16 protein-coding genes are annotated in these 20510 nt (G+C 62.3%); 9 read left to right on the top strand and 7 right to left on the bottom strand.

Translation table 11 applies throughout. The features are described 5' to 3' along the window. Positions 1 to 209 precede the first annotated feature (209 nt). The 4 genes from ACQK2G_RS20240 to ACQK2G_RS20225 all read left to right on the top strand — a co-directional run bounded on the left by ACQK2G_RS20240 (position 210) and on the right by ACQK2G_RS20225 (position 7733). The gene (locus ACQK2G_RS20240; protein ID WP_425406844.1) at positions 210 to 959 is read left to right on the top strand and encodes an ABC transporter ATP-binding protein; all 750 of its coding nucleotides are present in this window, start codon (positions 210 to 212) and stop codon (positions 957 to 959) included. Then, positions 956 to 3511, top strand: coding sequence for an ABC transporter permease (locus tag ACQK2G_RS20235; RefSeq protein ID WP_425406843.1), 2556 nt, complete (start codon positions 956 to 958; stop codon positions 3509 to 3511). The genes ACQK2G_RS20240 and ACQK2G_RS20235 overlap by 4 nt, the downstream gene beginning before the upstream one ends. 345 nt (positions 3512 to 3856) lie before the next feature. Next, positions 3857 to 6217, top strand: a complete 2361-nt coding sequence (locus ACQK2G_RS20230; RefSeq protein WP_425406842.1) for a diguanylate cyclase — start codon at positions 3857 to 3859, stop codon at positions 6215 to 6217. A 292-nt stretch (positions 6218 to 6509) separates the two neighbouring features. Further along, positions 6510 to 7733 (top strand): PLP-dependent aminotransferase family protein, encoded by a 1224-nt coding sequence (locus ACQK2G_RS20225; protein WP_425406841.1) that lies wholly within the window; start codon positions 6510 to 6512, stop codon positions 7731 to 7733. 24 nt (positions 7734 to 7757) lie between these two features. Here ACQK2G_RS20225 and ACQK2G_RS20220 read toward each other — a convergent pair whose 3' ends face one another. Together ACQK2G_RS20220 and ACQK2G_RS20215 are read right to left on the bottom strand one after the other, a co-directional pair. Beyond that, entirely contained in the window at positions 7758 to 8762 is a 1005-nt protein-coding gene (locus tag ACQK2G_RS20220; protein WP_425406840.1) for an aromatic ring-hydroxylating oxygenase subunit alpha, read from the bottom strand. Positions 8763 to 8903: 141 nt separating this feature from the next. Further along, entirely contained in the window at positions 8904 to 10322 is a 1419-nt protein-coding gene (locus ACQK2G_RS20215; protein WP_425406839.1) for a multicopper oxidase family protein, read from the bottom strand. A 232-nt stretch (positions 10323 to 10554) separates the two neighbouring features. Here ACQK2G_RS20215 and fabI point away from each other — a divergent pair, with 232 nt between their 5' ends. After that, the gene (gene fabI, locus ACQK2G_RS20210) at positions 10555 to 11331 is read left to right on the top strand and encodes an enoyl-ACP reductase FabI (protein ID WP_425406838.1); all 777 of its coding nucleotides are present in this window, start codon (positions 10555 to 10557) and stop codon (positions 11329 to 11331) included. A gap of 10 nt (positions 11332 to 11341) precedes the next feature. Here fabI and ACQK2G_RS20205 read toward each other — a convergent pair whose 3' ends face one another. Continuing rightward, positions 11342 to 12631 carry a hypothetical protein gene (locus ACQK2G_RS20205; protein ID WP_425406837.1) on the bottom strand — a complete coding sequence of 430 codons (1290 nt, stop codon included), beginning with the start codon at positions 12629 to 12631 and terminating at the stop codon, positions 11342 to 11344. Positions 12632 to 13002: 371 nt separating this feature from the next. Here ACQK2G_RS20205 and ACQK2G_RS20200 point away from each other — a divergent pair, with 371 nt between their 5' ends. From ACQK2G_RS20200 to ACQK2G_RS20190, 3 genes are read left to right on the top strand one after another with little or no spacing between them, the layout of a single operon-like run. After that, on the top strand, positions 13003 to 13350 hold the full coding sequence (locus ACQK2G_RS20200) for an STAS domain-containing protein (protein WP_425406836.1): 348 nt from the start codon (positions 13003 to 13005) through the stop codon (positions 13348 to 13350). Positions 13351 to 13403: 53 nt separating this feature from the next. After that, positions 13404 to 14366 (top strand): MBL fold metallo-hydrolase, encoded by a 963-nt coding sequence (locus tag ACQK2G_RS20195; RefSeq protein WP_425406835.1) that lies wholly within the window; start codon positions 13404 to 13406, stop codon positions 14364 to 14366. A 15-nt stretch (positions 14367 to 14381) separates the two neighbouring features. Then, positions 14382 to 16586, top strand: coding sequence for a CHASE2 domain-containing protein (locus tag ACQK2G_RS20190; RefSeq protein WP_425406834.1), 2205 nt, complete (start codon positions 14382 to 14384; stop codon positions 16584 to 16586). A gap of 18 nt (positions 16587 to 16604) precedes the next feature. On the opposite strand, the gene ACQK2G_RS20185 is transcribed toward ACQK2G_RS20190, so the two are convergent. Both ACQK2G_RS20185 and ACQK2G_RS20180 read right to left on the bottom strand, forming a co-directional pair. Beyond that, on the bottom strand, positions 16605 to 17213 hold the full coding sequence (locus ACQK2G_RS20185; protein WP_425406833.1) for an OmpA family protein: 609 nt from the start codon (positions 17211 to 17213) through the stop codon (positions 16605 to 16607). After that, a complete protein-coding gene (locus tag ACQK2G_RS20180) occupies positions 17213 to 17659 on the bottom strand; it encodes a FecR family protein (protein WP_425406832.1) in 447 nt (148 codons plus the stop codon). Before ACQK2G_RS20180 ends, ACQK2G_RS20185 begins: the two co-directional genes overlap by 1 nt. 116 nt (positions 17660 to 17775) lie before the next feature. On the opposite strand from ACQK2G_RS20180, the gene ACQK2G_RS20175 reads away from it, so the two are divergent. Next, positions 17776 to 18264, top strand: a complete 489-nt coding sequence (locus tag ACQK2G_RS20175) for an ATP-binding protein (RefSeq protein WP_425406831.1) — start codon at positions 17776 to 17778, stop codon at positions 18262 to 18264. Here the strand turns inward: ACQK2G_RS20175 and ACQK2G_RS20170 are convergent. Beyond that, the gene (locus tag ACQK2G_RS20170; RefSeq protein ID WP_425406830.1) at positions 18261 to 19352 is read right to left on the bottom strand and encodes a pyridoxal phosphate-dependent aminotransferase; all 1092 of its coding nucleotides are present in this window, start codon (positions 19350 to 19352) and stop codon (positions 18261 to 18263) included. The two genes, ACQK2G_RS20175 and ACQK2G_RS20170, sit on opposite strands and share 4 nt — an antisense overlap. A 43-nt stretch (positions 19353 to 19395) precedes the next feature. Then, the gene (locus tag ACQK2G_RS20165) at positions 19396 to 20388 is read right to left on the bottom strand and encodes an SMP-30/gluconolactonase/LRE family protein (RefSeq protein WP_425406829.1); all 993 of its coding nucleotides are present in this window, start codon (positions 20386 to 20388) and stop codon (positions 19396 to 19398) included. Positions 20389 to 20510 lie beyond the last annotated feature (122 nt).

Below are 20510 nucleotides of genomic sequence, written 5' to 3'. Positions count from 1 at the left end.
TCGTAGCCAGTTCCGCTGCGCTCTCCTCCGGCTTCACCTCGCTTCCGGTGTTCCCGGCCTGTTGTGCCAAATGGTGGGTGGGTCGAAGCGCACAGACGGTCACTCGGCGTCGGCTTTGTACGCCCAGCCCGTTTCCGCGATTGAAAATTCCCAACGGCGACTAAGTTTAGGAAGGAACATATTCTCCATCATAACCGTGGGACACTGGATTGTTTGAGAAGACCGACAGCAGCGAGACCGGAAATCGAAACGCGCAGCAAGGTGATGGAAAGCAGGAACCGGTGGTCCGCCTGACCGACGCCCGGCTCTCCTATCCAGCCGTTGGGGGTGAGGACGCGGGCCGCGATGAGGTCATGGTACTGCGCGGTATCGACATGACCGTCGGTGCGGGAGAGATCGTTGCGGTCACGGGACCTTCGGGCTCCGGCAAATCGTCGCTGATCTCGGTGATCGGCGGGCTCGAACGCCCGACCGGAGGGATGGTGGAGGTTCTTGGGACCGACCTGGACCGCGCCAATGAAGCGGCACGTACCGAGTTGCGCCGTCGCGGCATCGGAATTGTTTTTCAGTCTTTTCATCTTGTCCCGGCAATGAGTGCGCTGCAGAACGCGTCCCTGCCCTTGATGTTGGCAGGCGAGGTTGAGGCGGAAGCCAAGGCGGCCAGGATGCTGGACCGTGTCGGCCTCAGTCATCGCCTCACCCACCGGCCGTCCGCGCTTTCGGGCGGCGAGCAACAGCGCGTCGCGATCGCACGGGCCTTTGCCGCCGGCCCGCGGCTGATCCTGGCCGACGAGCCGACAGGCAATTTGGACCAGGCAACCGGCGATGAAGTGGTTCGCGTGATGTTCGACCTGGTCCGCGATACCGGTGCCTCGATGCTGTTGGTCACGCATGACCCCGCGCTTGCCGAAAAATGTGATCGCACCATCGCTATTGACAATGGCAGGGTCCGGTCGTGACCCAGGAAGTCTCGAACAGCATGCGCGCGCCCATGGCGCGCGCAGATAAGGTCAGGGTCCTGCGGGCGCTCGTCAGCGCGGAGTGGGCGGCGGGGATATTCGGCCTGCGCCTTTTCATCGGCTGTGTCGTCATCGCCACTTTCATGATGGGCGCGGTCTGGATGCTGGGTGACGGGTTGTCGACCATGTTGAGCCGCGGTGGCACCACCTTTCTTGGCGGGGACATCGCGGTGACGGCGACGAACGTGCCTTTGCCTGATGAGATTCAGGCACGGCTGGACCATCTCGGAGAGGTCTCCGAGGTCGCTGAACTGCGCTCCGCCGCCCAGGCCGGCGGTGCTCGGGTCGCCGTCGAGGTCAAGGGCGTGGATGGCGCTTATCCGCTATACGGCCGCGCTACCCTGGGGAGCGGACGAAATATCCAGGCGGTCCTCAAGGGCGTTGGCGCCGCGCCTGCGGCGATCGTCGAAGCGACGTTTCTTGCCCGGACCGGTACGCGCATCGGCGACAGTCTTCGACTCGGCGATCATGACTTCGTCATCGCCGACACCCTGGTTCAGGAGCCGGACCGCTTGTCTGTCGGCCGGTTCATGGTGGGGCCGCGCGTCATCGTAAGTTTGGATGCATTGCGGGCCGCCGGCTTGATTCAGCGCGGTTCAATTGTCGAATTCCGCTACCGATTGCGCGACGCGGAATATAGCCCGGAGGATCTGATTGGTGCCGTGCGCGAGTTGCGGCCGGAAGCGGGATGGGAATTGGAGACACCCGCCGATGCCGGCGATCGGGTCCTGCGGACAGTTAACCGGACGACCACCTTCCTCGGCATGGTCGGGATAACCGCTTTCGCAATCGGTATCGCCGGGGCTTGGGCTGCGGCCAAGGCTTGGATCCGGCGCCGGGTTCGGACGATTGCGCTCTACCGGCTGTCGGGCTCCACGCCCGGCATGGTGTTGGCGCTCCATGCTGTCATCATGGTGGTCGCCAGCGTCATCGGACTTGCGATCGGATTGGCCGCGAGCGCCGCCGTCGCGCTTCCCCTGCTAGACCTGATCACAACGCGGCTTCATGTTCCCTTGGCCAGCGGCAATATCTTTGAACAGATCGCGACCGTGGCGGCGATCCTCGTTACCGGGCTGGCCGGGACGGGCTTGATGGCGCTTTCCAGCGCTGCGGAAGTCGCACCCGGTGCGGCCATGCGCAGCGGTGAGGCTCAACCTTCTGCCAATCCGCAGCACGCTGTCATCGGTTCCGGGCTGGTCGCCGCCGCCCTGGCGGCCGCCGCTCTCAGTTTGCCGATCCCCATTCTGGCGGGCCTGGTAACCGCCGGTCTTGCCGCGTCCGTCGGGGTGCTGGCCCTTGCCGCGACCTTCGTGGCAGGTCGGATCGCGCGCCGTCGGCCGCGCGGTTTCTTCGGCACTGTCCTTCGTCAAAGTTTGGAGAACGCCGGTCACACTGCGACGCGGACAGTGGCCATCGGCGTCGGCATTATTGGGATAACCGCCATCGTGGCTGCCCAGAATTCACTGCAACAGGCTTTGACCGGGGAGCTGCCGGAACGGGTCCCGGACCTGGTACTGATTGACGTCCAGCCCGATCAGGTCTCCGCTCTGGAGGCTCGGGTCGCCGATGACCCGGAACTGGGGGGGCTGCAGGCCGATCCGTTCATGCGCATGACCTTGCTCAAGGTCAACGGCGTTCCGGCCGAGGAGGCTTTACGTCGCGAGGACAAGTCCTGGGTGATCGAGGGAGACAGAAGCTTTTCCTGGACGGCGGAACCGACGGGGGCGGAGTTGCTGGCAGGCACGTGGTGGACCGAGGATTACGATGGGCCGCCCCTTGCCTCGCCGGAAGAAGACCTGATGGAGGCCTTCGACCTAAAACCGGGCGATACCCTGACCTATAGCGTCCTGGGCCGCACCTTCACTTCGGAAGTGGTGAACATTCGCAAGGAATATCACCGCACGTTCCGCCCGGAATACTTGTTGATGGCCTCGCCGCAGCCCTTCCGGGACGCGCCACATACTTGGATAACGAGCCTGCAGGGCGAGACCGATACCGCGATCGACGGGTTGCTGCGGGACTTGGCGTCGACGCATGGCAATGTCACCGGTATCGATATTCGCCCCCTTGTCGAGCAGGTCCGGGGCGTGATCGACGGCGCTACGCTGGCCTCTCTCCTGATGGCGGGCCTGCTGGTTGTCGCCGGGGCCATGTCTCTGGCCGCCTTGGTCGCCGCCGATGTCGATGCGCGCCGGCAAGAGGCGCTGGTCTTCTCGCTTGTCGGTGCGTCGCGGCGGGAAATCGCCCTCGTTCGGTTGGCCGAGGCCGCGGTCGTCGGCGCTATCGCTGCGATACTGGGCGGGCTGGCGGGCGCTGCCGGCGGATACATCATCGTCACGGAAGCGCTGCATGTTTCATGGGCGCCGAGTGTTTCCGCACTGTTTCTGCCGATTGTCCTCGGGGTTATAGCTTCAGTGGTCGCAGGCGTGGTCGGTGGCCTTGGCGCAGCGCCAAGCGGCCGCGGGCAGATGGTCAGACAGCTGTCGGGCTGATAGCTGCTGGCCCCATTTGTATCCCTGCCTGTCTATCCCTTCTTGGGCCGGGACGACCGGCGCAAGGAAGGAAGCGCGTGGACAGTTTCCTTCGATTTCGGATTAGGTGGATTCACATCTGAAGTGCACCATTGAGAGGGCATAGTCGGACACGGTGACCTTCACCGACGTTACCCGAACCGGGTTTTGCTCAGATCCGGGGTCGCAATCCGTGTCTTTATCCCGGATCACGGCGGTGCGGAAACTCGCCCGAAACAGTCATTTAGGTATTCTTAATATTTAGACGGTATCTTAATCCTCTCGTCGCATCGGGCTTAACGCACAAATTCACCAGCCGGAGTCGTCATGGATTTGGATATCCGGACCTTGGCCTTCGTTGCCACCCTATCCAGCGTGTTGATGGCACTGTCGCTGGCTACGCTCTGGTGGGTTAGCAGATCCGAGCGGTCCACCGTCTATTGGCTCGGCGGCGCCGTTTGCATGGCGGTCGGCTTTCTGTTGATCGGCTTCCGCCATTACATCGATCCGCTTTGGTCGATCGTCGTTGCGAATAATGTGATTCTGTTCGGGTACTGCCTTCACTATGCAGGGATCCAAACCTTTCTGGGCAAGGAAACGCATAAGCCGTTTCTTCTTCTGCTCGTCGGATTGGTGACGGCCAGCTTCGTATACTTCACCTATGCCGACGCAAATGTCTCCGCCCGGATTGTCATCATTTCCTGGTCGGTTGCACTCGTCACGGCCGCCGCGTCGGCATCGCTTGTCTCTGAAATCCGCAAGGAATTCTCGGTTCCCGAAGCGTTCGTCGCCTTCTTTCTGTTCCTCTACACGGTGTTCATGGCGGGCCGCGGCGGCCTTTCCATCGCCGAAACGCGGATCAACGATTTCCTGAACGCCGGTACCGTCCACGCCTTGGCCTTCATCTTGATCATGCTGCTGTCGGTCACGCTGTCGATCGGCTATTCCGTCATGATAACGGGAAGGCTGAACAACGACCTGAAAAAGAAGAACGCCGAGCTTGAGTTTCAGAAGCGCGCCCTGGACGAACACGCGATCGTCAGCATCACCGACAGCCAGCGGCGCATCACCTACGTCAATGACAAGTTCTGCGCATTGAGCGGCTATTCACGGGAGGAATTGATCGGCCAGAGCCATCGGGTCATCCGGTCGGGTCATACCCCGGATGAATACTACGAGCAGCTGTGGCAGGCCCTCGAAAAAGGCGAAACTTGGCATGGGGAGCTTCCGCACAGATCGAAGCAAGGGCAGCCCTACTGGTCCAACACGACTGTCTATCCGTTGCTCGACCATCATGGGAAGCTGCAGAGTTACGTCTCCCTCGGAACCGACATCACGCAGCGGAAAGAATTGGAGCTTGCCCTGGCGCAAGCCCACAGCGTCGCGAATTTCGGAACCTGGAACGAGGACTTCGCGAATGGTCGGCTGGTCTGGTCCGATGAAGTCTACCGTATCCTCGGCCTGGAGAAGAAGGACGAGGGGCCGAGACTAGAGGATTACCTGGCTTGCATTCATCCGGACGACCTGGAAACGGTTCAAGCGGCTCATGACGCAGCGGCCGCATCGGGTGAGCCCTATGACGTCGAATACAGGATCACAAGGCAGGACGGCGGCGGGCTTCGCTGGATCCATGAAAGAGCGGTGTTCGAAATCGGCGCGACCGGGGACGCCGTCCGCGCCGTCGGGACTGTCCACGACATTACCCATCGCAAGGAGGCGGAACAGTCGCTGGAGGCGACGAAAAATCGTTTGCAGACGATCCTGGAAACCGCGAGCGACGGCATACATGTCATCGATTCCGACGGGAATGTTGTCCAGTTCAGTCACTCCTTCGCCCGCATGCTCGGCTATACGGTCGAGGAAGCGGCGCAGTTGAACGTCGCGGACTGGGAGGCCGTGATTCCCAAGGATGCCTTGCGCAGCACCATCCAGGACCTGATCAGGCAACCCGCGACCTTCGAGACCAAACACCGGCGCAAAGACGGCTCCATCTATGATGCGGAAATCAATGCGACAGGGGTCGAGTTCGAGGGACAAACCTATCTCTACGCCTCCTGCCGCGACATTACCGACCGCAAGCTGGCGGAGAAGCAGCTTCGCCAACGGACGGAAGACCTGGAACACGCCAATGCGACGCTTGGAAAACAGGCCAGGGAAATGGGGATGTTGGCCGAACAGCTGCATCAGGCGAAAGACGTTGCGGAAAAGCTGGCCATCACGGACCGCCTGACGGGGCTGTTCAACCGGCTGAAGCTCGATCAAGCGTTTTCCTCGGAATACGAGCGCTGTCTCCGCTACGGGCATCCGCTCTCCGTCGTGATTTTCGATATCGACCATTTCAAGAGCGTGAACGACAATTTCGGCCACCAGGTCGGGGATTCGGTTCTCATCGCCATCGCCGATATTCTGAAAGACAGCATCCGCACCGTTGATATAGCCGGACGATGGGGCGGCGAGGAGTTCCTGGTGATCTCGCCCGAAACGGATGCCCAGGGCGCGGAAGTCTTGGCGGAAAAGATCAGGCAGCGGATCGAGTCTCAGTCATTCGTTGCCGTCGGGAAGAAGACGGCGAGTTTTGGCGTCGCCGAATATACGGACGGCGACAGCATCGACGCGCTGACGAGCCGAGCGGACGAGGCACTGTACCGCGCCAAGGAATCCGGCCGAAATCGTGTGGAGATTGGTTGAACACCGGTTGCCCATCCGGCAATCGGAAGAATCTGAAATACGGTCGGGGATCGCCGCAGAGGCGTAACAGTGGTGAGGCCGGCGATTTCCCTTGGGTCGCCAAATTCCGTCGAACAAATGCGTATCGCCGCCGATTGCGGGACGTCATTCTTCCCCCACCGTCCGTTCACCTTTTCCGCCGAGCCGGTCGATTGCATGGCCGCAAATGACGGAGCATCCTCTCCGCGCCGGTTCGGCTTCCCGCCCTGGGACCGGTCAAGGAACAAAACAGTCTTCAGGATCAGGTGAGCCCATGTCTTTCGATTATTCCGCCGTTCTCAGCGCCCGTGCCGCCGCCGCGGCCTCGCCCTTCAAGGGCTACCCGCCCTATCACTTCGTCGGCGGTAATATCGACGAGCCGAGCCTGCCGGCCGCGGCACTGGCCGATGCGGTCGGCAAGGTACTGCGCGCCGAGGGCCATGACATGGCGAAATACGGCATGGAAAGCGGACCGCAGGGCTATCTGCCGCTGCGCGAGTTCATTTGCGACAACCTGAAACGCCGCGCCGCGATGACCGTCTCTCCAGACGAGGTGCTGATCACCACCGGGTCGCTGCAGGCGATGGATCTGGTCAACGAAGCACTGCTGGAACCCGGCGATGTGGTCGTCCTGGAAGGGGCGAATTACGGCGGCGCGCTGACACGCCTGCGCCGCCTGGGCGTCGATTTCGTCGGCGTCGACCTGGACGAGGGCGGCATGCGCATGGACAGCCTGCGGGCGGCGATGGAAGAGCTGAAGAGCCAGGGCCGCAAGCCGAAGATGATCTACACCATCCCGACGGTGCAGAACCCGACCGGCACGGTGATGAGCCGCGACCGTCGATTGGAAATGCTGCAGATTGCCCGCGATTATGACGTGCCGATCTTCGAGGACGACTGCTACGCGGATTTGATCTGGGAGGGCGAGCGCCCGCCGGCGATCCATTCCCTCGATACCGACGGGCGGGTGATCTATTGCGCCACCTTTTCCAAGACCATCGCGCCGGCCCTGCGCGTCGGCTATATCGTTGCGCCCTGGGCGGTGCTGAAACACATCCTGCCGCTGAAGACCGATGCGGGCAGCGGCGCGCTTGAACAGATGGTCCTAGCCGAATACCTGCCGTCGAATTTCGACAACCACGTGAACGGCCTGCTGCCGATCCTGAAGCAGAAGGCGGAAGCAATGACCCAGACACTCGACGAGCATTTCGGGGCGGCGGCCGAATATGAAAAGCCGATCGGCGGAATCTATATCTGGGTCACCCTGCCGAAGCAGGTCGATACACGGAAACTCTTCGCCGCCGCGTCGGCCGAGGGCATCGCCATCAATCCGGGCCCCGAATGGACCGTCGACGGCGAGGCGAACAAACACCGCATGCGCCTCTGCTTCGGCCATCCCTCGGTCGAGAACATCCGTGAAGGCGTCGCCAAACTGGCCGATGTCTGCCACCGGGAATTCGGTGTGCCGCTGACCAGCGGAAATGTGGAACGGGGGTAACGGCGGGCGGGATCGCGCGGGGCGTCAACCGCGCCGCGCGCCCCGTCGCAGGAATTCGTGCAGGGCGAGGATGCCTGCTTCCCGCTCGGCGCTGACATAGCCGGTCTCGAAAATTCCGGCGGTCAGGCTTTTCTGAACATGTTCGGCGGCGGCAACGTCTTCGCCCGTCACGGTGCGGGTAAGCGCGATTTCCGATGCGATGCCGTCCTCCCGCCCCGTGCCCGTGAAACGATAGAACTGATACTGCACCGCGCAGTTGGTTTCCGAGAGCGGGTTGATCTGTTCGATGCTGAAACCGTCGACATAGAAATTGATCGCCGTCGCCGGGTAGAGGAAGGCCCAATATCCGCCATATGTGCCTTTCTGCGGCACGGCGCGGTGTTCCGACCAATCCGGGCCGCAGCGGACGCGATAGGTCTCCCCCCGGACATCCGCCGACAGGTCCCGATGCAGGCTTTGCAGGTGATAGGGTTCGAGCCAGTTTTCCGCATAGAGTTTCCAATTGCACGAAGCCGGGATTGTCTCGGTGGCAACCAGCACGCTGTCGGAAAGCCGTGACTCCAATTCCTCCGGCAGGGGCGGTGCGGATCGGTCGCCGCCGGTATCGGCGAGGCAGGCCAGGATCAGTCCGTTGCGACAGTGGATCCGGAGTTTTTTCAAGCCGAGGCCGGCGCAATGCAGTTCCGATCTTTCCGCGCCGAACCCGACCGGCTCTATCAATCCGCCATCCGGACGGAAGGTCCAGCCGTGATAGCGGCATTGCAGCAGGCGCGTGGAGGATTGCCCCGGCCAGGCGAGCGGCCCGCCGCGATGAGGACAGGCGTTTGGATAGGCGGCAAGCCCGCCCGCCGCGTCCCGCCGCAGCAGGATCGGGATGCCGAAAAGCTCCAGCGCGAGATTGTCTCCGGGCGTGGGCACCGCGCCCTCATGTGCCAGGATCGCCCACTCCCCGCGCAGCAGGTCCACTTCGCCGCGATGGGCGGCCGGGTCGGGCAGATAGCAATCGGGCGGCAGGGTTCGGGCGACCATCGTGAATTCGTTCTCCGCGCATGAAATACCGGAACGAAGTCAGTCTGTAGCGCCGCCCATCGGGGTCTTCGAATGTTAAATTACACTTGTCTATAAAAAAGTAATTTATGGTAGCTATTGGTCGAGCACCGGGAGGACGGTTTACCCTTCCACGCGCAGCCAGGTCATCATGCCGCCCGCGCTGTGCTCGACCATATGGCAGTGGAACAGCCAGTCGCCGGGATTGTCCGCGACGAAACCGATTTCTGCGGTTTCACCCTGTCCTACCAAAAGGGTATCCCGCAAGGGTCCCGTGCCGGTCGTGCCGATCTGCCGGAAATGGTGGCCGTGCAGGTGCATGGCATGGGGCCAGGCGGTGTCGTTGGTCATGGCGATGCGCACGGTTTCGCCCCGCGCAACGGTGATCCATGGCTCGTCCGGCATGTCGGCCTGGCCGTTGAAGGCCCAGACCTTGCCGCGTCCAACGAGGTCCCGCATGTGCATGAAGCCGCCGCCCATCATCGCGCCCTGCATCCGGCCCATGGCGCCGCCTTCCATGCGCAGAACTTCCTTGCGCGCCGCGTTCAGGTCACCCAGTGCCGGTATCGGATTGGGCGGCAAGGGTTCGGGGGCGGGCAGGGCAGCGCCGCGCGCCGTGCCGGAAACCGGAAAGCCGGTGATCGCATAGCGTTCCTCCCCGTCCCGCTTTTGTTCGTGCGAGATCAGCAAGGCTTCCCCGCCATCCGCGGCGGTGACGTCGACGATCAGGTCGACCCGCTGTGCCGGACCCAGCGACAGGCGTTCCGCGGGCACCGGCGTCTCGAGGGGCTGACCGTCCAGAGCCACCGTCCAGGCGGTTGCGCCTTCAAGGGAAAGGTAGAAGATCCGCGCATTTGCGGCATTGATCAGACGCAGCCGCAGCCGTTCGTTCCGCTTCACCGACAGGCGGGATTCGCCCTTGCCGTTGACCGTGATCCAGTTGCCGATCCGGCCCGCATGGGCCCAGTCATGCATGGCGCCGAGACTGTCCTCATGGATCTGCGCCTGATCGGTCAGACGCCAGTCGTCCAGCACCAGCACTTCGTCCCGGTCGACCTCCGGCGGGTCGTCCTCTTCGACGATCAGCGGGCCGTACAAGCCGCGCGCCAATTGTTCCCAGGTTCGGTTATGTGGGTGATACCAGTAGGTCCCGGCATCCGGCAGGACGAAGTCGTAATCGAAGCTGCCGCCGACGGGGACCGCGTCCTGGGTCACGCCGGGTACGCCGTCCATCGCATTGTCGATCCGAATGCCGTGCCAGTGCACTGTCGAGGGCTGCGGCAGGGCGTTCTCGAACCGGCGGGTCAATCGGTCTCCCTGGCGCAGGCGGATCATCGGGCCGGGCACACTGTTGCCATAGGACCAGACCCGTGTTTCCGGATAGTCGCCCGGCGCCAGCCGGGCCAGGCTTTCGCCGGCCCGTAGGACAGGCGCCGCGGCCTCTGCCGCCCGTGCCGCCAACATGCCCGCGCCGCCGCCAATGCCTGCGGCGAAAGCCGCGCAGGTGGTGCTCTTTAGAAATTCTCGCCTTGTAACTCTCACGTTTTTCTTCCCGGTCGTTTCAGTCCTTAGATAGGGATTCCAGTAGCTGGAAGGTCAACCGCCGAGCGCGAAAATGTAACAATCCGGCATTTGCGCTGCCTGCCACGGCTGCGGTAAGTCTTCATCGACGCGGTCGCGTCCAAGACCAGAACACATCTTCAGGGTGGCGACGGGCGGTCTTCGCCTCATCCCAATTCCAGGCTTCGTTCAACTTCTCCTTGGGAGACGCGACATGGATATGCCTGTCGGATTGCTGGCCGGAAAAACCGGCCTGGTCGTCGGAATTGCCAATGAACAATCGATCGCCGCGGGATGCGCCACAGCCTTCAGGGCGGCGGGCGCCAATCTTGCCGTGACCTATCTGAACGACAAGGCTAGGCCCCATGTGGAACCGGTGTCGAAGGCGGTCGGGGCCGACCTCTTCATGCCGCTGGATGTGGAGCAGGACGACCAGATGGAAACCCTGTTCAAGGCCATCGAGGAACACTGGGGACGGTTGGACTTCGTTCTGCATTCGATCGCTTTCAGCCCGAAGGAGGATCTTCACGGGCGAGTCATCGACAGTTCCAGACAGGGGTTTGCCCGGGCCATGGATGTATCGGTCCACAGCTTCGTGCGAATGGCCCGTCTCGCGGAACCGCTGATGAAGCAGGGCGGATGCCTGTTGACCGTCAGCTATTACGGCGCCGAGAAGGTCGTCGACAATTACAACATCATGGGACCGGTGAAGTCGGCCCTGGAATCGACGATGCGCTATATGGCCGCGGAACTGGGCCCGTCGGGGATCCGCGTGAACGCCCTTTCCCCGGGCCCGATCGAAACACGGGCGGCGTCCGGTATCGCGAATTTCGACAGTCTGATGGAACGGGCCAAATCCCGGTCCCCGGAGCGTAAACTGGCGACGATCGAGGATGTCGGGGCACTCGCCACCTGCCTTGTGTCGGACTATGCCCGGTCGGTCACGGGCAATGTCGCCTATGTCGATGCCGGGTATCACGTGATGTCGTGAGGCGGTTTCCTCAGTCGCGCCGCTGCACTTCCTGGAGCAGGGCGGCGACCGGAACGGCGCAGGCACATAGAGCCGCCAGGACAATCAATGTCCAGGCCGGGCCGGTTGTATCGGACAGGCTGCCGAAGGCGCCGCCCAGCAGCAGAACCAGACCGATCAGGCTGTTGCTCAAGGCGGTATACCGAGCCCGGTTTGAGTCCGACGCCATATCGGTCAGGTGCAGCTTGCGGCCTGCTCGAACGCCTTCATGGGTCACCTGGGCGAAGAAGATCGCGGCGGCCGAGGCGGCCATGCCGTAGAAACCGGTTCCGAAACTTCCCTCGACCATCAGGCCGGCCAGTCCGGTGACGGCAAATGTCAGCGCCCCCAGCGCGCCCGCGGCCATCAAGGTTTTCCGGCTGCTGTTGTCGGAAAGACGGCCCCAGACATAGGCGGACAGGATGGATGCCGCGCCGGAGGCGAGCACCAGCGGTCCGAGATGTCCCAGGCTTTCCTCGTCGGCGGAAGCGCTGAGCATGACGATGAAGGGCGGGGCGAGGGCCGTCGCGGTCAAAAGCGACCGGGCGAGCACGAAGCGACGCAACTGGGCGTCCTGGAAGAACGGCGCAACGAAGGCGGAAAACACCGTATCCTCGCCCGCTTTGGGTTCTTGCGCGGGTTCCCGCAGGGCACTGAAGATCATCGCACCGAGGAACCAGGCCGCGCCTGCGGCGGCAACCGCGCCGGCGATATTGACGGTTGTCAGCGGGATGATTCCGGCGGCCAACAGAATACCGAAGCCCAGCACGCCGAGCGACGCGGTGCTGCCCGCGGCGCCGGAAATCGATCCGCGCCTTTGCTTCGGAATCGTGTGGGCCAGCGCATCCTTCTGACTGATCGAGCAAAAGGAACGGCCGAGCGCGAGTACGCCGAGACAAGCGACCACCGCCCAACCCGCCGCGCGGCCGTCGAGAAACATGGCCGCCGCGGCGATGGAAAGGGCGGAGCCGCCCTGGATCACCGAGCCCGTGACCCAGAACCATTTCCGGCGAGTGCTTGCCTCAACCCAGCGGGCCAGGATCAATTGCGGCAGCAGGGCGCCCGCCTCGCGAACCGGGACCAATAGCCCGATCAGGAATCCGGGGGCGCCGACGGCGTTCAGGAGCCAAGCCAGGACGAGTTTCGGGTTGATCAACCCGTCGGCAATTTTCGTCAGGGACAGGGCCGAAACATGGACGACCCCGTTGAACGGTTCATCCTGCTTTTTGGCCTGACCGTTCTCACCGGCGCCGGTAACGGCGTCATACAGCTTTTCCAACACGTCGCGGGCCCCGGTTCTTGTTCTTTAGTTAGATACGTCAAGCCGTTCTTCCGGATCATAGGGAAAACGACGAAGCATTTTTCGTCGGCACTATCTCCGTTTCGCGCCGACTGTTATACAATGCACCAGTTTCCCGCTCGGTTGCGCAGTCAATCGACAATGAGAAAGCCGCGCCGATGGCCGGTTCGGATGTCGAGGTGCAGTAAGACTTCAACGACCGTTCAAAATCTTTGCCGTGAATCCAAGGGTTTGATGGATCATCGGCATTTCCTCCACCTGAAAGCTGGACTAGTTTACGGGTGAAATTTTTTCGCTTTTGGGGGGCGTGCGGGCCGGTCGGCCCGATGTTTTGGCAGGGAGTTATACCGGGTATGGAATGTCGTAAGGATATCAAGGACGGGGTGATCGTGCTCGCCGTGGAAGGCGCGGTCGATCATGAAAGCGCCGCCGCGTTCGAGCAGGCGGCGATCCCATCCTTGGATGAGGCCGAAGCCGCCGGAACGGGTGTTGTCTTCGATCTCTCCGGCGTGGACTACATGAGCAGCGTGGGCCTGCGTGTCCTGATGCTCGCAGCCAAAGCCGCAAAGCAAAAATCGATCTCTGTCGTGGTGGCGGGCCTGCAGCCGACCCTGGCGGAGATTTTCCAAATCAGTCGCTTTGATAAGATTTTCGTAATATACGATACTGCCGACGCGGCGGTTGCGGGCGTGCGGGGTTAATCCCTCCACCCCTTTCACACGCGCTTTAGACATAACGGGAAGGGGCGTCCCATATGCAGGTCAAGTTCTGGGGAACGCGCGGGTCGCTGCCCGTGGCGATGAAGGCTGACAAGGTCCGCGATAAGATCGTCCAGGCCTTGCAGGCCGCAAGGGGAAAACCCCTGGATGATGACCGGGCGATTGAGGATTTCGTCGACAACGAACTCGATTTCTCCATTGCCGGGACCTATGGCGGGGCTTCTTCCTGCGTTGAGATCGATTTCGGTGGGGATGAATTCGTGATCTGCGACATGGGGTCCGGACTACGTGAATTCGGGTTCGACTCCATGCGCCGGATCAATGAAGGGGAAAAGAAGGGCAAGTACTCCTTCTTCATGTCCCATCCGCATTGGGACCATATCATGGGATTCCCGTTCTTTGGGCCCGCCTTTGTCCCCACGAACAGCCTGAAGATCATCGGCGGTCACGATATCGAATTCGCGCTGCGCCGGCAGCAGGACGATCCTTCTTTTCCCGTTCCATTGGATTGGATGGGGGCGCCGCGCGACTTCACGGTCATGACCGATGGCGAGGTGTTGGACATGGGCGGCTACACGGTCAGGATCCGGAAGCAGCCGCATCACGGGGATTCCTACGGTTATCGCTTCGAAAAAGACGGCAAGGCCGTCGTCTACACCACGGACGCCGAGCACAAATTGGACGATATCGAGGACTTCGAGGCACATATCGAGTTCCTCCGCGACGCCGATCTCGTCATTTTCGACACGATGTATTCCATGGCGGATGCGATTTCGGTCAAGGAAGATTGGGGTCATTCCAGCAACATTGTCGCCGTCGACATGTGCCATCAGGCCGGCGTGCGGCAACTGGCCATGTTCCATCATGAACCTGTCTATGACGATGCGATGATCCTGCAGAACCACAACGAAACGATCCGGTACGAGGAACTTGTCCGACCCGGGGATGACGCGTTGCGGATATCCTGCGCCTATGACGGGATGGTTGTGGATCTTTAATCACAGACCAGGTCGATGAGCACCGAGCAAACCCCACCGGGACAGGAAAGCCTTGTTCGCGATGCCGACGAACAAGCCGGCCGCGCCGTGGATGACCGGTCCGACATGGGATGGTCGGAGCGGAAATGGGCCCGCCTCATCGTGGCGGGAAAGGGTCGCCCGGTCGCGCTTCTGGTGATGTTGGCCGCGGCCGTGATCCTGGTTATTTCGGGCGATACGCTGCAAGGCTGGCGGAACATCGCGTCCGACATCAATCACAGACTGGCACCGCGAGCCGCGGAAAACCTGCCGGTCCGGATCGTCGAAATCGACGAGGCGAGCCTGCGGCGCTACGGGCAATGGCCCTGGCCCCGGCATGTGATCGCGGAACTGGTTCAGGGCGTCGTGCTGCGCGGGGCGATCGTTGTCGGTCTCGATTTGATCTTCCCCGAACCGGATCGTCTGTCGCCGCAGGCACTGGTGGAATTCCGCAAGGAACTGCCGGAGGATCTTCGGACCGCCCTGCAAGGGCTGCCAAGCAATGACGAGACTTTCGCGAATGTCATCGGACGCCTGCCGATCGTGCTTGGCCGGGCCGCCGTGAACGGCGCCGCGGCGGAGCCCTGGAAAGGGGCGGACCCGCTGTATCCGCCGACCGAACTGCAGGACCCGTCCCTTTTAAATGCATTGCCCAAGGCGGACGCGGTCGTCGCGAACCTGCCCGAACTGGAGGCCCGCGCCATTGGGCTGGGCACCCTGAACGGGGCGCCCGACGCCGACGGCGTGGTTCGGCGTGTTCCGCTGGCGGTGAATGTTGCGGGCCAGGCGCATGGCAGCATGACGCTGGAGGTACTGCGTGTCGCCCTGGGCTCCCCGACATCGGTCGTGACCGGAAAGGACGGCGCCGTCCAGGGGATCGATATCGGCGGGAATTTCTTTGCCACGGACCCGGACGGCAGAATCCAGCCGTACTTTACGCCATCGCTGGAAAACAGATTTGTCTCCGCGGGTGACATCCTGGCGGGCATCATCGATCCGGACGCTTTCGAGAACCGGATCGTGCTGGTCGGTGTGACCGGGATCGGCGTGATCGATAAACGATCGACCCCGGTCTCCCCTCTTGTTCACGGTGTCGAGATCCAGGCCCAGGTGCTGGAGAACCTGTTGCTCGGTTCGCGCCTGCAGCGGCCCGATTGGGCCGTGTTGGCCGAGATCTGCATCCTGCTCATCCTGGGGGGAGCGGTGATCTACATGATGCCGGTCCGCCCGGTCTGGATGACCACGGGCCTGTTCCTGGTCGGCATTCTGGTGGCCGGGGGCGCATCGCACACGGCATTCGTCACCCAGAATGTATTGCTCGACCCGCTGCTCCCCGGCGTCTTTGCCTCTGCTGTGTACCTGACCATGCTGGGGGCGCTGCTGACAGAGATGGACCGCCGCCGACGCTCCCTGCGGGCGGCCTTGCAGAAGGAACGGCTCAGTGCGGCGCGGATCGCCGGCGAACTGCAGGCGGCACGTGACATCCAGATGGGCATCCTGCCGGACGTAACGGCTCTTCACGGTTTGCCTGAAACGATCGATATTCAGGCTTTCCTGGAATCCGCGAAAGAGGTAGGCGGGGATCTCTACGATGCCTTCATGGTCGACGGCGACAGGCTCTTCTTCCTGGTCGGCGATGTCACCGGCAAGGGCATTCCCGCGTCTCTGTTCATGGCGTTGAGCAAAGCGATGAGCAAGAGCGCGGCGTTGCGCGGGCCCGAGCAATCCATGGACGAGATCATGGAATTGGCGAATGACGAGATTTCCCGGGAAAACCCGGCGGAACTTTTCGTCACGGTCTTCGCCGGTGTGATCGACGGCCGGACCGGCCGCGTGGAGTTCTGCAATGCCGGGCATGAGGATCCGCATATCCTCGGCGCGGACGGCAGCGTGCGCGTGCTGAAAAGCGACGGCGGCCCGCCGTTATGCGTGTTCGAAGGTTTCCCCTATCCGATGGAGGAGGTCACGCTGGCGCCCGGTGAAACCCTGGTGATAACAACCGACGGCGTTACCGAAGCCCGGAACAAGGCGGGCGACCTCTTCGGTCATGAACGATTGGTCACGGGGCTTGCCCGGTTGGGTAGAGAGGCCGACCTGAAGGCCGGCCTTAATTCCGTGGTCCGTGACGTCCGCCAATTCGAGGACGGCACGGATCCCACCGACGATCTGACCTTGATGGCGATACGCTTCACCGGCGCATGACCGCGCCGGAAGAGGGGCTTATCGAACCGTGACCTCGACCCGGCGATTGCGCGCTTCATTCGTTTCGTCGGCGGTCTCGATCAGCAGTTCACGTTCCCCGCGGCCAACGGAAATTACATCCCCCGGCGCCAATCCCCTGTCGATCAGAAGATCGCGGACGACCGCGGCGCGTTTCAGCGACAGGATATCGTTGTCCACTTCCTTTCCGACCGTGTCGGTATGGCCCGTGACCTGCACTTCCGCGCCCGGGCGCCGGGGAACCTCAGCCAGCAGTTTGTCCAGTTCCGGCATCGAGGCGGCGGTCAAAGTCGTCGTGCCTTCCTCGAAATACAGGATATAGACGGTCGGGTCGGGCGGCAGCGTATCGATCAACGCGCCGTAATTCCTGCGAACTTCCTCCGCATTGGTGGTCCTTGTTTCGACGGCGCCGCCGCGGATCCGGCCGACCTGATAGGGTCGATCGATCAAGGCGACGGACTTGCCGTCTTCCGTCAGGACCGCGACGGTGCCGGAACTGCCGCCATCGGCGCCGGGCAGCAGCGTGACCGTGTCCCGCGCGCAAGCCGCGAGCATCAGGAAAACAGCCAGCGCCGCGACCCGAATCAGGAAATTACCACGCATCGTCATCAGTTTGCCTCGACCACGAATTCGGTGCCGCGGACACCCAGGATGGATGATGGCGTGCGGATCTTCATGGCATCGGGCGTCTTCTTGGCGATCTGCCCGGAAATGATCGCGACCGACCCTTTTTGCAGGCGGCTATCGAACTGGCCGTCATGCGTCGTCGCGTTGAAGCGGAACCGGGAAAGTTCGATACGGCTGTTCGGTCCGGCGCTGAAACGGCTGTTGTCGACAAAGGTGACCCCCAGCGTTCCGTCCTTGCCGGTGATCAGCGCGTCGGATTCCTGCAGGGCCAGGCCCGGCGTAGCTGGAATCACCGCACCATCGCGTTCGACGATGGCCTCGCCGCTGGCATTCTTGACCCGGCCGATATCCGCCCAGGCGGTACCGAGGGATGCAATAGATGTTGCAGGTAGTATGATAAGGAAAAATAATGCTCTCAGGCACGCCATGGAACGTCACCTTCCGAAGTTCGAGTTTCCGTCTGCCCCAAATCCGGCTGTCGTATGGCCCGCCAAATTTCCCTTGAATATCCTATCGTAATTGGAATGAAGGATCGACTCCGGAAATGTCTCTAGGCAAACTCTTTTTCATGGGCATGGAGAGTACAGCGAACATTCCCGAGAAATTGCGGCTGCCGTACGATCGCGGATCGCTTTCCCAAATTCGGGTCGTCCTGGACGGGATGCAGGCGCGTCTCGGCATTTCCGATGCCTGCTGCCTGGCACTGCGGCTTGTCCTCGAGGAATTGGTGACGAACAGCATCATGCATGGTCAACCGACGGCGGATCGCGACGGATCTGAAACGGGGATCCATGTCGATTTCCATATCGAGGATCAATTCCTGATTTTCCGTTATGTGGATCATGGTTCCCCATTCGACCCACGGGCCGATCTACCGCGGGATGCACGGGAGGATCATCTGGACGACCGTCCCGACGGACAATTGGGCTGGGCCCTGATTCTGCATTATTGCGATCTGTTGGACTATCAACGGGCGTCGGGGCAGAACCGAATGCTCCTCAGGTTGAGGGAAGAAATTCCCGCCGCGCCTTAGACCGGGCGCCGGAGAATGTCGGGAAGAACCGCCAACAGGGCATCCGTGTCCGCCGATCCGGCGACGCTGATGCGAATGAAGGTCTCGAACCCCGGATAGTTGATCGCCTGGATCCAGATATCCGCCTCTTCGCGCAGCGCCTGCACCACCGGCAGGCCCGTGCGTCCCAGATCGGCGGCGATGAAGTTGGTCGCCGACGGCAGCACCTTGCATCCCAGCGCGGTCAAAGCCTCGGTCAGGCGATCCCGCTCCCGTTTGTTGCTGTCCAGGATCATCGCGGTGTGATCCGGGTCGCTCAGCGCTGCCATCGCGCCGGCCTGGCTGAGCCGACTGACATTGAAGCCGACGCGAACCTGATCGATGGCGTTACGGACCTCTTCCGACCCGCACAAGGCATAACCGAGGCGCAGACCGGCCAGGGCATAAGCCTTGGAAAATGTCCGAAGAACGATCCAGGGTCCGCGCCGCGACTGCAATGCCGGCAGGTGATCGCCGCCGCCGGCATGCCGTCCGAATTCGTAATAGGCTTCGTCCAGGACAAGCAGCGCGTGGTCCGGGATACCCTGCGTCAGCCTGGCGAAATCGTCCGCCTGCATCAGGGTGCCCGTCGGGTTCATCGGCGTGGTCACGAAGACAAGTTTTGTCCTGGGCGTGATCGCGGCCAGGGTCGCGTCGATATCAATGCCGCCGTCCGGACGCACCGGAACCTGAATCAGCGTTGCACCCTGCCCGGCCGCCGATCTCGGATAGCCGGGAAAGCACGGGCCGGGCGCCACCGCCTCGTCGCCGGGCCCGAGAACCAACGCGCCCACCATCAGCAGCAATTCGTCGCTGCCGTTGGTGCAGACGATACGGTCGCGCGGCCAATTCCAGTGATCCGCGATGGCCTTCGTCAGGTCCGTCCAAACCGCGTCGGGATAGTGATTCAACCGGTGGGCCGCTTCCGCGATCGCCTGCGTGACGGCGGGCGAGGGTGGGAAGGGGCATTCGTTGAAATGCATCCGATGAACGGGCTTGTCCCCGAAATCGGTCGGCAGCAGCTTGATCGGAGGACGCGACGTCAGGAAGGGTTTCAAGGGGGAGGTCATGAACGCGGGACCCTCAGTTGTGCAAAAGAACTCACATTTAGGGCTACCAGGGAAAGTGCCAATGCGCCGGGGCGCGCCCGGTGACGGGGGAGGCCATATATCCGACCTGATCGCCAAGCAGGCATCCCAGCCATATCTGGCGCAGGTCCGGGCCGCCGAAACACAGGCTGGACACGCTGCGCAACACGCGGCTCTTGATGCCGTCCATATGCGGCCGGTCCATCTCGCAGGCGTGGTAGGCTTCCTCGACCCAGGCAAGGTGGTCCGGGTCGAAATCCTCCAGCAGGATGTCGTAATGCCCATCCGGCGCCAGCCGGATCACCCGGTTGGAAACGATGGAAGTGATCCACATATGCCCTTCGGCGTCGAAGGCCAGGCCGTCGGGAAAGATCCCGGCCCCGTATTCCACCACGACCTCCTTGGGCCCCAGACTGCCGTCCTCGGCGATCGGGAAGCGGCTTGTCCGCCGAACGAAGGTCTCGTTGACGTAAAGCCATTTGCCGTCGGCGGACAGGGCGACTTCGTTCGTGAAGCCGATCCCATCGGCGACGATCCGCGCGCCTTTGTCATCGGCCAGAATGATGAAGCCGTCGTCGACATCCGGCCGGTATCCCAGCGACCGCGGCTCGCGCCGGGTGCTGATCGTGATCCAGATCCGGCCATGGTCATCCAGCAGCACGAAATTGCTGGCCGGCAGCCTCTCACCGTCCACCTCCAGCAGATAGGGCCGCAAGGTCCCGTCACGTGCCAGCCGCCAGACACCGCCGTCGTCGCTGATACTGGCGATTAGGAAATCGCCGTTCTCGAGCAGGGCGAACCCGTTGGGTTTGAAATCCGTCTCCGGATTGCTGGCCAGGATTCGTTCCTGCCCGCCGTCCGGCTTCAACCAGGTGATCCCGCCATTCCAGTCGGATGTGTAAAGACTGCCCGCCGCGGTCGCCAACACGCATTCGGGGCGGTACAGCGCGGTGCCCGTAAAGGCGATGTCGTCCAGCCTCAAATCGACGGTCGCAACGCCTTCCCCAGTCTCTTTCATGATCCCTCCGCGGTTGGAAACGGGTTTGTTCCCGCTTTCCCCTGGTCAGTCCGAGTATGCGCGGGCTATACCGGGTTGGGAAGGTATCCGGGCACGCGAAAGGATACCTTTTCCTTAAATCA

The sequence above is a fragment of the Hwanghaeella sp. genome, from assembly GCF_965227365.1.
Classification (GTDB): domain Bacteria; phylum Pseudomonadota; class Alphaproteobacteria; order UBA8366; family Aestuariispiraceae; genus Hwanghaeella.
The sequence above is the reverse complement of the archived record's forward strand: the minus strand, read 5'-3'. Positions and strand labels throughout refer to the sequence as shown.